Source organism: Streptomyces sp. NPDC054047, from assembly GCF_055585065.1.
On record NZ_JBVJKV010000010.1, the window covers coordinates 247,230 to 260,062 of the forward strand.

General features: G+C 69.6%; 13 protein-coding genes. 10 read left to right on the top strand and 3 right to left on the bottom strand.

The features are described from left to right. Nucleotides 1-124 precede the first annotated feature (124 nt). Together ACZ6ZP_RS31810 and ACZ6ZP_RS31815 are read left to right on the top strand one after the other, a co-directional pair. Nucleotides 125-2,764, top strand: a complete 2,640-nt coding sequence (locus tag ACZ6ZP_RS31810; protein ID WP_469409270.1) for an MXAN_6230/SCO0854 family RING domain-containing protein — start codon at nt 125-127, stop codon at nt 2,762-2,764. A gap of 111 nt (nt 2,765-2,875) precedes the next feature. Beyond that, complete coding sequence (locus ACZ6ZP_RS31815; protein ID WP_351165457.1) at nt 2,876-4,066, top strand: ABC transporter substrate-binding protein; 1,191 nt, start codon at nt 2,876-2,878, stop codon at nt 4,064-4,066. Between the two features lie 81 nt (nt 4,067-4,147). Here the strand turns inward: ACZ6ZP_RS31815 and ACZ6ZP_RS31820 are convergent, their stop codons facing one another. The 3 genes from ACZ6ZP_RS31820 to ACZ6ZP_RS31830 all read right to left on the bottom strand — a co-directional run bounded on the left by ACZ6ZP_RS31820 (nt 4,148) and on the right by ACZ6ZP_RS31830 (nt 6,489). Further along, on the bottom strand, nt 4,148-4,597 hold the full coding sequence (locus ACZ6ZP_RS31820) for a cupin domain-containing protein (protein ID WP_351165459.1): 450 nt from the start codon (nt 4,595-4,597) through the stop codon (nt 4,148-4,150). Between the two features lie 104 nt (nt 4,598-4,701). Further along, complete coding sequence (locus ACZ6ZP_RS31825; RefSeq protein ID WP_351165461.1) at nt 4,702-5,478, bottom strand: TetR/AcrR family transcriptional regulator; 777 nt, start codon at nt 5,476-5,478, stop codon at nt 4,702-4,704. 162 nt (nt 5,479-5,640) lie between these two features. Next, nucleotides 5,641-6,489: an AfsR/SARP family transcriptional regulator gene (locus ACZ6ZP_RS31830; RefSeq protein ID WP_351165463.1), complete on the bottom strand. Its 849-nt coding sequence runs from the start codon at nt 6,487-6,489 to the stop codon at nt 5,641-5,643. 811 nt (nt 6,490-7,300) lie between these two features. Between ACZ6ZP_RS31830 and ACZ6ZP_RS31835 the strand changes: the two genes are divergently transcribed. The 8 genes from ACZ6ZP_RS31835 (at nt 7,301) to ACZ6ZP_RS31870 (ending at nt 12,715) form a co-directional block, all read left to right on the top strand. Then, the gene (locus tag ACZ6ZP_RS31835) at nt 7,301-7,639 is read left to right on the top strand and encodes a TcmI family type II polyketide cyclase (protein ID WP_351165466.1); all 339 of its coding nucleotides are present in this window, start codon (nt 7,301-7,303) and stop codon (nt 7,637-7,639) included. Between the two features lie 64 nt (nt 7,640-7,703). Next, on the top strand, nt 7,704-8,972 hold the full coding sequence (locus ACZ6ZP_RS31840) for a beta-ketoacyl-[acyl-carrier-protein] synthase family protein (protein WP_351165468.1): 1,269 nt from the start codon (nt 7,704-7,706) through the stop codon (nt 8,970-8,972). Next, entirely contained in the window at nt 8,969-10,174 is a 1,206-nt protein-coding gene (locus ACZ6ZP_RS31845; RefSeq protein ID WP_351165470.1) for a ketosynthase chain-length factor, read from the top strand. Before ACZ6ZP_RS31840 ends, ACZ6ZP_RS31845 begins: the two co-directional genes overlap by 4 nt. A 124-nt stretch (nt 10,175-10,298) precedes the next feature. After that, the gene (locus ACZ6ZP_RS31850) at nt 10,299-10,775 is read left to right on the top strand and encodes an SRPBCC family protein (RefSeq protein WP_351165472.1); all 477 of its coding nucleotides are present in this window, start codon (nt 10,299-10,301) and stop codon (nt 10,773-10,775) included. Between the two features lie 8 nt (nt 10,776-10,783). Next, nucleotides 10,784-11,248, top strand: coding sequence for a DUF1772 domain-containing protein (locus ACZ6ZP_RS31855; protein ID WP_351165474.1), 465 nt, complete (start codon nt 10,784-10,786; stop codon nt 11,246-11,248). Between the two features lie 31 nt (nt 11,249-11,279). Continuing rightward, complete coding sequence (locus tag ACZ6ZP_RS31860) at nt 11,280-12,032, top strand: SDR family NAD(P)-dependent oxidoreductase (RefSeq protein ID WP_351165476.1); 753 nt, start codon at nt 11,280-11,282, stop codon at nt 12,030-12,032. Then, entirely contained in the window at nt 12,029-12,358 is a 330-nt protein-coding gene (locus ACZ6ZP_RS31865) for an antibiotic biosynthesis monooxygenase family protein (RefSeq protein WP_351165478.1), read from the top strand. The genes ACZ6ZP_RS31860 and ACZ6ZP_RS31865 overlap by 4 nt, the downstream gene beginning before the upstream one ends. Before the next feature lie 12 nt (nt 12,359-12,370). Continuing rightward, entirely contained in the window at nt 12,371-12,715 is a 345-nt protein-coding gene (locus tag ACZ6ZP_RS31870; protein ID WP_468616337.1) for an antibiotic biosynthesis monooxygenase family protein, read from the top strand. The last annotated feature ends 118 nt before the right edge of the window (nt 12,716-12,833 follow it).

A 12,833-nucleotide genomic window follows, 5' to 3' on the forward strand; every position in this document is an offset into this window, starting at 1 on the left:
CGCGTACCGTCAGGAACGCGGGGGCGGCTCCGTGGTGTGCTTCCTTCTTTCTCATCTCTGCAAAAGATCCGTAGCGCACCCACTCCCCGCCCCCGCATTTTCTGTACTACGGGGGTGTGACCTGATGAAGACGACCGACGACCTCGCGGGGCTGCTGCTGCGCCGGCGGCAGAGCGTGTTCGTGCCCTCCGGGGCCGGGCGGACCGCCGTGGCCGACGCCGGTGTGGTCGTCCTCGAGGCCGAACTCGCCGACCGCGGGCACCTGTTGACCGCCCCGCTGCGCCGCGCGCTCACCGCGCTGTCCGCCGCCGACCTCGCCGCGACCGGCATGAAGCTGCTCGCCGACGTCGACGCGCTGATGGGCTCGGACCGTCACCACGCCCCGCTGTTCCGGAGCTTCCCCGCAGAGGTCCCGTACCAGCACGCGTACGACCGGTTCACTTCTCTCGTCGCCCGGCATCTCGCCGCCCAGCCGCACCAGCCCTGCATGAACTGCGCCAGCACCAAGGCCCGCGTCCGCGCGCTCGCGCCCTGTGGACACCTGCTGTGCGACGAGTGCCACCGCATCGAGGACGACTGGGGCTGCTGCGAGGACTGCTGCGTCTGGTACGCCTGCCTGATCTGCGAGAACCGCTACGAGACGGACGGGCCCACCGACCCCTGGCTCGACACCGGGGCAGGGCTCGGCGGTGACGGCGGCGAGGTCCTGCGCGCCCTTGGCATCGCCGCGCCCGGCGACACCGCGGCCGAACTCGCCGCCCTGCTCGCCCGCCGTACGCCCCTCAACCCCCAGGACCACGACGACCTCGTCCTGCTCCTCGGTCACCTGGACCCGGCCGACGCCGCCGACTGGCTCCCGGCCGAGATACCGCTGCGCGAGAGCAAGGCGCTCGCCCTCGCGCCGCTGCTCGACCTCCCCGAAACGCGTGCGCTGATCGCGCGGTACGTGGACACCGCCACCGACGTGCTGCGGATTCTCGTCGTACTTCCCCAAGCTCTCAACTCCGTTCGAGCAGGGGAGACCCCAATGGGGGGCGACCCCGACCTGCTCGAACCGCCGCGTCTTCGCGGGCTCCCGCGTCCCGTGCGCCGTGAACTCCTCGCCCTGCTCGACGGGTTGGACCTGCGACGCCTCGCCGAGGACATGGCCCGCGACCCGCGCGCCTGGAAGCGGGTCGGCGAAATCCTGCACCCCTTCGAGCAGCCCCACCGCCACGCGCGCGTGGCGCTCGCCTTCGCCGTCCTGCGCGGCACCCGCATCGGTGACGGTGCGCTGTCCGAGGTGCTGCTCGCCGAGGCCGCCCGCCACGAGGACGTCCGCATCGAGGGCGACCGGCTGCGGATCTCCACCTGGCAGGGGCGCGTCGAGGAGGCGCTCGGCCGCTGGGACACCACGGCCGCGGCCGGGCTGCTGCGCGAGCGGCCCGGCGAACTCCTGCGCCGCCTGGACCTGTTGCTGGCCCGTTCCGGCGCCGAGACCCTGCCCGATGTGCTGGCCGATGCGCTCGCGAACGCTCTGCCGCACACCGCTCCCGGGCCGCTGCTCGGTGCGTACGGCCGCATGAAGGTCCGTTCCGTGCCGGGGCACCGCCGCGTCTTCTTCCCGCGCGGGCGCGTCACCCAGGCGTACGCGATCGACGACGACCGGCCCCCGCTGCCGTCCCGCGTGGTGGGGCGCGCCGGTGAGCTGATCGAGGCGGAGGCCGTACGGCGGCTCGCTGTTCGCGAGGGGGAGCGGTACGAGGTGGCCGTCCTGGACGCCTCGCTCGCCGATCTGCCGGTGCCGTTCGCCGAGCGCGCTTCGGCGGCCTCGCTGGTCGCTGTGCCGCGCGGCAGCTCGCTGCCCATGCCGGCGGACAGCGAGAACGTGCGGCTCTTCCTGCACTGGCGCCAGCCCAAGGGCGTGCGCGTCGACCTCGACCTGTCCGTCGCGCTCTACGACGACCTGTGGCGCTTCGTCGGCCTGTGCGACTACACGCATCTGACGTACGCGGGCGGCGCCGCCCGGCACTCCGGGGACCTGACGTCGGCGCCCGCCCCGCACGGCGCCACCGAGTACCTGGACCTGGACCTGCCGCGGCTGGCCAACGCGGGGGTGCGCTTCGTGGTGCCCGCGGTCCTCTCGTACAACAACGTCCCCTTCGACCAACTCCCGGACGCCTTCTCGGGGTTCATGGCGGTGAGCGGCGAGAAGCGGGCCGTGTACGACCCGCGCACGGTCCGGCAGCGCTTCGACCTCGCGGGTGACGCGGCGCTGCGCGTGCCGATGATCGTCGACCTGCGGACGCGCCGCGCCTGGTGGGCCGACGTCACCCTGGGCACGGGCGACGGCCACCACGACGTGTGGCGCTACCGCGAGCGGCTCGGCCGGATGGGCAACGACCTGCTGGACACCTTCCAGCCGCGCGGTCGTGCCACCTTGTGGGACCTCGCCTGCTGGACGGCCGCCGCCCGCACCGACGGGCCCGTGTACGTGCGCGGGCGTGGCCACGTCCTGTGGGGCTACCGCCGTGCCGATGACGAGCCGCGCGCCGACTTCGCGCTGCGCGTCCGCGACGGCTGGGAGCCGGACGAGCTGCGCGCGGAGCCGGGGCCGGAGCTGGCGGGGCGCCGTGCTCTGCTGGCGCTCCTGCACGGGGAGTTGGAGGGGGCGGAGGATGCCGCGTCCGGCACGGTGTACCGGCTCTACCCGGGTCCGGTCGACGCGGCCGCGCCGGTGCGGATCACGGCGGGGGATCTGGCGGGGTGGCTGGCGCCCGCGTGAGCGCCCGCGGGCGGGGGTGATCGGACAGATCGACAGGGTGTCGCTTCCGGACCGCTCGGCTCGACGCAGCGTCCATTGCCTGTACGTGACACCCAGGCGCATGCTGCCGATGTGCGAGCGAACCCCAGTGCCTCCTCAGTCTCCCGCCGGTCCCTGCTGCGTGTCATCGGCGGCGGGGCGGCCCTCGGCACGCTCGCGGGCTGCGGTGTGCCCGCCGCGTACATCGGACCCGGCGAGCGCGCCGCCGCGGACCGCTCCCGGCAGGACAAGTCGCTGACCTTCGCCAACTGGCCGCTGTACATCGACACGGACGACGACGACTCGACCAAGCGGCCCTCGCTCGACGCCTTCGAGAAGCGGACCGGGATCGACGTCCGCTACACGGAGGAGATCAACGACAACGACGAGTTCTTCGGCAAGATCAGCCCGTCCCTGATGAACCACCAGGAGACCGGCCGCGACCTCATCGTCATCAGCGACTGGATGTGCGCCCGCTTCGTGCGGCTGGGCTGGGTCCAGGAGATGGACCGCGCCCGGCAGCCGAACGTCACCAAGTACCTGGACCCGCTGCTGCGTTCACCGCACTTCGACCCCGGGCGGGGGCACACCGTCCCCTGGCAGTCGGGCATCACCGGCATCGCGTACAACAAGCGCAGGCTCGGCCGGGAGATCAAGCACGTGTCCGACCTGTGGGCCGGCGATCTCAAGGGCAAGGTCACGTTGCTCTCCGGCCTCGACGAGGCGTTCGCGCTGCTCATGCAGGGCGACGGGGTCGACATCACGAAGTGGAAGGCCGACGACTTCCACCGCATGTGCGACCGGGTGGAGAAGCTGGTGGCCTCGAAGCACGTCCGCCGCTTCACCGGCAACGACTACATCAAGGACCTCTCCAGCGGCGACGTCCTGGCCTGTCAGGCCTACAGCGGTGACGTGATCCAGCTCCAGGCGGACGACCCGGACATCGAGTTCCTCGTGCCCGAGGAAGGCGCCGAGCTGTGGGCGGAGTCGCTGATGATCCCGAACCTGGCCCGCCACAAGCAGAACGCGGAACGGCTGATCGACTACTACTACGAGCCCGAGGTGGCCGCCGAGCTCGCCGCCTGGGTCAACTACGTCTGTCCGGTGCCGGCCGCGCGCGACATCCTCGCCTCGTCCAAGGACAAGGAGCTGGCTTCGCTCGCCGAGGACCCGCTGATCTTCCCGGACGACACGATGCGCGAGCGGCTCGCGATCGCGCGGGACATCACCTCCGAGGAGCGCACGGAGTTCGCGAAGCGGTGGAACGCGATCGCGGGGTTGTAGCGGGCCCGGCATCCGGCCGGTCGGGCCCGTGAGGGACGTGGTCCCGGGGCGGAAGGGGGCCGGCCCGGGACCACGTGCGGGTCAGGAGGAGGGGGTGGGGCTTCCCACGGGGATGTGGGGCTGGGAGGCGTCGGTGGGCTGTTCGGTGTCCACGTGGCCCAGTTCAGGGCTGGGAGCCAGGGGCGACAGGTGGAAGATGACGGTGGCCTGTGTGGTGCCCGTGTTCACCAGGCGGTGCCGGACGGAGATGGGCACCAGCAAGGAGTCGCCCGCGGCGAGGGAGACCTTCTCGCCGTTGAGGCTCATCTCCAGGTCGCCCTCGATGACGTAGAGGAATTCCTCCGAGTAGGGGTGGAGGTGCTCGGTGATCAGTTCGCCCGGCTGGAGCTTGAGGAAGCCGCCGAAGCCGGAGGTCGCGCCTACGGTTTTCGGGCCGAGAGTGAGCCGCAGATCGCCGCCGCGACGGCGGTTGGGCTCGATGGTGGCGACGGAGACGCGCTGCTTCTCCGCGTTCAGCTGTTCCGCGTTCATGGTGCACCCCTGTTCGGTGAAGGCCTGTGGCGCGTAGATGGCACCTGGGTTCTTCACCGTGCCCGGGGGGTTTCGAGGCGAACTCGAACGCCGGGTGGGCGGGGCTATGCCGGTTCGGTGGCCGCCGCGTCGGAGGCTTCGGCGGGCGCTGTGCGGTAGAGGGCAAGGCCGTTGATGAAGACGTCCAGGAAGAGCGCGAAGCGGGCGTCGGGGGAGTCGGTGAACATCACCGGGCCGTGTTCGGTCAGCCTGGGGAAGCGGTCCTTGGGGAGGTCCGCGAAGTAGTTGCGGACCTCGTCGCCGGAATCGCCGTCGATGCCCCGCTCGTTCCACATGTCGGATTCCAGGACGACGCCTTCGACCAGGAGCGAGAGCATGTCGCCCGCCTTGGCGGCGATGGGGACGGGGAGTCCGGCGGTGAGGAAGAGGGCGAGCATCCGCTCCAGTTGGACGATCATCTCCGGGCCGGCGGGGTAACGGCCCATGGAGATACGGGCCATGTCGCGGTGCGACTGGAGGAGGTCGCGCAGATCGTGGGCCATGTCCTTGATCTGTTTGCGCCAGTTGTCCGGGTCCGGCTCGGGCACGCGGAACTGGGAGTAGACGTGCTCGTACATGACCTGGAGCAGCTCGTCCTTGTCGCGCACGTGCGCGTAGAGAGCCGAGACGGTGACGCCGACCTCCGCCGCGACCTTGCGCATGCTCAGGACTTCGATGCCCTCGCGGTCAAGGACGTCAAGGGCTCCGTCGATGATCGTCTTCAGGGTCAGCGGCTTGCGCTTGGGAGCGGTGCGTTTGGACAGGCGGTGCTGATCCCAAGGCAACGGAGCGAGAGCGCCGGCGTCGTCAGCGAGGTTGTCTTGGGGATCGATCCTGGCCATGGGCTGAGGATACATGGAGAGGCCTCTTGAGGGCAGAACGTTGTTCTTGTAAGGTGAACGCCGTATACCGCGACATGGTGGCGCCGACTCCGGACGGCGTGACCACGTCCACCCCCGTGTTCCGGGGGTGGACGCCTTGTGGGTCGGTCGACGGCTGGGGGTTCAGGCGGATCGCGACCTGCGAGGGCCAACGGTGCCTGTTCGTTCGGGAGCGCTTGTCGACGGGCCCATGTGAGCGTTCTGCCTGGGGAGGAGCACTTGGTCGTCGGCGAGAAGGCCCTGGTGTATGCGCTGTACCTCGATCGACGGGCTCAGCCCGATCTCCTCGCTCAGTATCGTCCTCAACTTCTGGTAGGTCTGCAAGGCCTCGTGACGGCGGCCGATGGCCTGAAGCACGCGGATGAGCCGCCCGTGGAACCACTCGTTGAGCGGGTTCTCCGCGACGAGCCGCCGCAGTTCGCCAACCAGCTCGCGCTCCCTGCCGAGTTGGAGCTCCGCTTCGATGCGCTGCTGGAGCACCTGTAGCCGCTGCTCCTCCAACTGCACCGCGTACGCACTGAGTACAGGCCCGCAGGCGATGTTGCCGAGCGCGGGGCCGGCCCACAGTTTGAGGGCCTTCGCGAGGGTGGCGGCTGCCTGCTCGGCGCGCCCCGCCCTCAGTTCGGCCTGGCCTTCCGCCGCCAGCTTCTCGAAGTTCCAGGCGTCAATGGCGTCCGTGCGGAAGTTGAGGAGGTAGCCGAAGGACTGGGTCTGCAGAATGTCTTCGCCGCGCTGTGCGAACCGCTCCCGCTCAATCATCTTGCGGAGTTGGTAGATGTATGTCTGGGCGGTGGTCATGGCGCTTTTGGGCGGGGAATCGCACCATAGTTCCTCTATGATGGAGTCAACCCGGACCAGGTGATTGGCCCGGAGGAGGAGAAGGGCGAGCACTTGACGGACTTTTGGTGCGGAGGGTGTGCAGTGCCGGTCTCCATTGATGACCTCGACCGAGCCAAGAACCGTGAATCGCATCGTGAATCCTCCCTTGTGAACGAACCTGTCCTCCGGTGAAACCTGTTCGGGCTTTGCAAGGTTTGTTTAAATCGCGACGATCACCTGAGTGGAATAGCTTCTTCCGCTTTCAGGAGGCCACAAGAGGGTCACATGGAGATGGCGAAGCGGCACCTTGAAAAGTCGCACCGCGCCCCGGTGCGTCTTTTTCATGAAGCCGATGAGAACAGCCATCTGTGGCGCTGACGTAACGCGCCGGTGGCCGGTTTGATACCGCGCGACAGGCGTGTGCACCGTCTCCACCAGCCCGTCCGGGCCGGTCAGTGGCCGGAAGGCCGATATCAGAGGGTGACGCCGTGCTCGCATCGGCAGGCGTATCCGCAACGACACGCCTGTTTCAGGCCCCGTTTGTATATCCCCGTCTTGCATCCCCGTCTTGGTCCCCCGTCTCGCTCGGTGCTGACCCCAATCCTGCTACAGGGTCGTTTGGAATGTACACGCCTCAATCTCGCGTGTCGCTTGAGTCATTGTCGCGGATCGATTGAGCCGCAGGACGGAGCGTATGTGTGTCTGCCGAAAGGTCAAGGGTGACGTACGGGAACCGTGTGACGTCTCGTCGACTATGTCCGGCCATTTTCCTTGATCGTTTCTCCGGCACGCGCAGTGACCGTCGCGGCGCGGCTTTATCGCGCTAACGGTTCCGGCGTCGGACAGATGGCCGGAACCGACCAGTCCGCTGCGATTCGGCCGATATTTTAATGCAGATCGAGTGGCGCTCCGACGCCGACTGCGACTGTCCTGGCGCGCATTCATCCAGCTGAAGGGGACAGCCGTGCACAGGACTCTCATTGTTGCCCGCCTGCAGGAGGCACGGGACACCGCCGGCATCGCCGACACATTCGCCCAGTCCGACGCCACCGACCTGCCGCGCATGGTGGGGGTGTCGCGGCGAACGCTCTTCGCCTTCCACGACCTGTACTTCCACCTCGTCGAGGCCGATGACGACATCACGCCCGACCTGTACAAGGCGCGCCGCCACCCGCTCTACAACGACGTCAGCGAGAAGCTCACCCAGTTCGTGGCGCCGTACGACCCCGACTGGAAGGAGCCGAAGGACGCGATGGCCAACCCGTTCTACGTCTGGACCGCGGGCGAGGGACGGCAGCTGTGAGCGAGGAGACGGACGCGGCGCACTCGACGCGTCGGGCTCACACCACGCTTGCCTGGAGCAGCCGATGAGCCGACGCGCCGTCATCACTGGTATCGGGGTCGTGGCCCCGGGCGGGGTGGGCAAGGACGCGTTCTGGGAGGTGCTCGTCGCCGGGCGCAGCAAGACCCGGAACATCACGCTCTTCGACCCGAGCGGGTTCCGCTCCCGTATCGCCGCCGAGGTGGACTTCGACCCGATGGCATCCGGGCTGACGCACCAGGAGATCCGGCGGATGGACCGGGCCGCGCAGTTCGCCGTGGTCTGCGCCCGGGAGGCGCTCGCGGGCAGCGGACTGGACCTCGCGGCGCTCGACCCCGGCACGCTCGGGGTCAGCATCGGCAGTGCGGTCGGCTGCACGATGAGCCTGGAGGAGGAGTACCAGGTCCTGTCCGACAGCGGCCGCCGCTGGCTGGTCGACCACACCTACGGGGTGCCGCATCTGTACGAGCAGATGGTGCCCAGCACGCTGGCCGTGGAAGTGGCCAGGGACGTCGGGGCGCAGGGGCCGGTGTCGCTCACCTCGACCGGCTGCACCTCGGGCCTCGACGCGGTGGGCCACGGGGTGCAGCTGATCACCGAGGGGTCGGCCGAGGTCGTCTTCGCGGGCGCCACGGACGCACCGCTGTCGCCGATCACCTCCGCCTGCTTCGACGCGATCAAGGCGACCTCGCCCGACAACGACGACCCCGAGCACGCATCGCGGCCGTTCGACGCCGAGCGCCGGGGCTTCGTCCTCGGTGAGGGGGCCGCGGTGATGGTGATCGAGGAGTACCAGGCCGCCAAGGCCCGGGGCGCCACGATCTACGGGGAGATCGCGGGCTACGCCCGGCGCAGCAACGCGTTCCACATGACGGGACTCAAGCCGGACGGCCGGGAGATGGCCGCGGCCATCCGGGCCTCCCTGGCCGAGGCCCGGCTGAACCCGGACGACATCGACTACATCAACGCGCACGGCTCGGGCACCAAGCAGAACGACCGCCACGAGACGGCCGCGTTCAAGAGCAGCCTGGGCCGGCGGGCCTACGAGGTACCGGTCAGCTCCATCAAGTCGGTGGTGGGCCACTCGCTGGGCGCGATCGGCTCCATCGAGATCGCGGCCTGTGCGCTGGCGCTGGACCGCCAAGTCGTCCCACCGACCGCCAATCTGCACCACGCGGACCCGGAGTGCGATCTCGACTACGTGCCGCTGACCGCACGGGAGAGGCAGCTCGACAGCGTACTCAGCGTCGGCAGCGGATTCGGCGGGTTCCAGAGCGCCATGGTGATCCGCAAACCTTCGGGAGACCGGCAATGAACGGCAATGACATGGTCATCACCGGCCTCGGCGTCGTCGCGGCCACCGGCATGGACGCCGAAGAGCACTGGGAGGCGGTGCTCGCCGGGAAGAGCGGCATCGGACGGATCAGTCACTTCGACCCGTCCTCGTACCCGGTCGTACTGGCCGGTGAGGTCGGGGACTTCAGCGCGCGGGAGAGCGTGCCCCGGCGGCTGGTCCCGCAGACCGACCGTTGGACCCATCTGGCGCTCTACGGCGCGGACGCGGCGCTCGCGGACGCCGGGACGGACCTGGCGACGCTCGACGAGTTCGAGATGGCCGTGGTCACCTCCAGTTCCTCGGGCGGCACCGAGTTCGGCCAGCGCGAGATGGAGCAGCTCTACACCAAGGGGCCCGGGTGGGTCGGCGTCTACCAGTCCATCGCCTGGTTCTACGCCGCCACCACCGGCCAGATCTCCATCCGGCACGGCATGCGCGGCCCCTGCGGGGTCATCAGCGCCGAACAGGCGGGCGGACTCGACGCGTTGGGGCAGGCCCGCCGTCTGCTGCGGGGCGATTCCCGGCTCGTGGTCACGGGCGGCACCGACGCCTCGCTGTGCCCGTACGGGCTGGTGGCGCAGCTGTCGTCGGGGAAGCTGTCGCGCAGCGAGCAGGTGGACCGCGCGTACCTGCCGTTCGACGTGGACGCCTGCGGCTATGTGCCGGGAGAGGGCGGGGCGATCCTGATCGCGGAGCGGGGCGAACCGGCGCTGGCCGAGGGCCGGGGTTACGGCGTGGTCCTCGGGTACGCGGCCGGGTTCGACCTGCCGGGACAGCCCACTTCGCTGCCCCGCACCCTCCGACGGGCCCTGGCCGACGCCCGGTTGGACCCGTCCGACGTGGACGTGGTCTACGCCGACGCGATGGGCGACCCGCTGCACGACCAGGAGGAGGTCGACGCGATCGCCGAGGTGTTCGGGCCCTCCGGGGTGCCGGTCACCGCGCCCAAGGTGCTCAGCGGACGGCTGTACGGCGGCGGCGCCCCGCTCGACGTCGCCACCGCTCTGCTCGGCCTGCGCGACGGCGTGGTGCCGCACACCGCCGGCGTCACCCGGCCGATCCCCGGCATCGACCTGGTGCGTGAGGCGCCGCGCGAGTGCGCGCCGCGCGTGGCGCTGGTGATCGCCCGGGGGTACGGCGGGTTCAACGCCGCGGTGGCGCTGGGCCGGATCGACCGCTGAGCAACAGTCACATTCAGCAACATGACCGGACAGGAGCAGCATTCATGAGCGAGCTCACTCTGCGCGACCCGCGCGGCGCCCTGGACAGCAGCATCAACCGTCAGACGAAGGAAGAGGCGCGGGCATGACTGTCGCCGGACACACCGACAACGCCATTGTCATCGTGGCACCGATGGACCTGGTCTGGGAGATGACCAACGACGTGGAGTCCTGGCCGCGGCTGTTCACCGAATACGCCGGGGCGGAGATCCTGGAGCGCTTCGGCGACGACACCATCCGCTTCCGGCTGACGCTGCATCCGGACGAGAACGGGCAGCAGTGGAGCTGGACGTCGGACCGTACGGTCAACGAGGCGGAGCGGACCACACACTCCAAGCGGGTGCAGACCGGGCCGTTCAAGTACATGTCGCTGTTCTGGGAGTACACCCAGACCGACGCCGGCGTGCAGCTGCGCTGGGTGCAGGACTTCGAGATGAAGCCGCAGGCCCCGGTGACGCTGGCCGCCATGAGCGAGCGCCTGAACACCAACACGCGCATCCAGCTGAAGCACATCAAAGAGCGGGTCGAGGCGAGGGCAGACCAGCTGTCCAACGCCGGTTAGGGGACCTCGTGCTGGAAGTCGTCATGGTCCCCCTGGTGCTGCTGGTGAACGGTCTGGGTGCCGGCGTCATGATGAACACCCAGCTGGGCGGCTTCGCGTATCTCAACCTGCTCCCTCCGGCCCGCTATGTGCACGCGCACGCCTTCTACTCGACCCGCTACGACCCGTTCATGCCGCTGTGCATCGTGGGCACGGCGCTGGGCGCGGCGGTGCTGGCCATCGCGGGCAGCCACTCGGAGGCACGCGTGCTGCACGCCCTGGCGGCCCTGCTCGCCCTGGGCACCATCACGGTGTCGGTGGTGAAGAACGTGCCGGTCAACCGGTGGGTGCAGTCGCTCGATCCGCAGCGACTGCCCGCCGACTTCGCGGAGCGGGACCCGCGCCGCTCATGGGGACGGTGGAACCAGGTACGCACCTGGCTGCTGACGGCGGCGCTCGCGGCCAACTGCGCCGCGCTGGCGACGCTGCTGTGAATCTTTTCCGATGCGACCTAGGAGGTCCGTTGTGCAACTGAACGTGGAAGGCAAGAAGGCTCTGGTCACCGGAGGATCCCGTGGGATCGGCCGGGGGGTCGTGCTGGAGCTCGCCCGGGCCGGACTGGACGTGATCACCTGCTACCGCCAGGAGAGCGACCATGTGGAGTCGCTGCGGCGGGAGTTGAAGGAGATCGGCGGCAACCACCATGTGGTGCGCGCCGACCTGGCCGAGCCGGAGGGCGTGAGCGCGCTGCTCGCCGAGGCCGAGCGGGCCTTCGGACAGCTCGACCTGGTGGTCAACAACGCCGGGGCGATCACGCATGTTCCCTACGGGGAACTGACCTTGGCGGACTGGAACCGGATCGTCGCCACCAACCTCACCGCCGCCCACCTGGTCATCCAGGGTGCGCTGCCGCTGCTGTCGCCCACCGCCTCGGTGATCAGCGTCGGTTCGAAGTCCTCCGAGGTCGGCATCCCGCTGCGGTCGCACTACACCGCGACCAAGGCGGCCCTGCGCGGGCTGAGCCGTTCGCTGGCCAAGGAGTTCGGCCACAAGGGCTGGCGCTTCAACGTCCTGGCGCTCGGGGTGATCGAGACCGAGGCGCTGTGGGAGATGCCGGAGGAGCAGCGCACCAAGATGCTCGCACGCTACGAGCCGAAGACCGCGCTCGGGCGGCTGGGCAAGCCCGAGGAGGTCGCCGGCGCGGTGCTGTGGCTGGCCAGCGACCTGTCCCGCTACGTGACCGGGTCCGTGGTGTACGTCGACGGAGGCATCTCGTGAGCGCCGCGTCGTTCCGGGTGCTGCTGAAGATGACGGTCAACCCGGGCATGGCGGACGGCTTCATCCAGGCGTGGGCGGAGCACTCCTCGGTGGTCGGGGAGCACCCCGCCAACCGCGGCCACTCGCTGGCGTCCAGCACCGAGGAGGACGACGTCTTCTACATCGTCAGCGACTGGACGAGCGAGCGCGAGTTCCGCGAGTTCGAGGACAGCCCGGCCCACCTGGAGCACCGGGCGCGGCTGCATCCGTTCCGCTCCAGCGGCTCGATCGCGTTCCTGGAGCTGGTGGCCGAGGCCCCGGCGGCCGGGGCGCGGTCCCGGGCGTAGGAGGGAGCAGCGATGAAGGGGGAGATCAGAGTCCTGCTCTATCACTCCACCGAGGACACCGAGGGCATCACCGCCGCGTACCACCAGGCCAGCCGGGCCATGGAGGGCGTGCCGGGGCTGCTCGGCAACGAGCTGCTGGTCTCGCCGTACGATCCCGCGGAGTTCATCGTCGTCAGCCGGTGGGCCAGCCGCGCGGACTTCGACCGCTGGGAGCAAGGGTCGGAGCACAAGGGGCAGACGGCGCCGCTGCGGCCCTACCGGCACCCCGGGATGGCGCGGCCGTTCGGGGTGTACGAGGTGAGCGCGGCGTACCCGGCCGCCGGGGCCGATATGCCGGCCGGCCGGCGGAGCCGCTGACGGCCGGCTCCCGGTCCTCCGGCGGAGGGGCACTCAACCGCCCCTCCGCGCCCCCGGGTTCAACAGGAACATCAAGCAGAGCTGTCCGGGACATCCGGAAGTCCGCGAAATCTGGGAA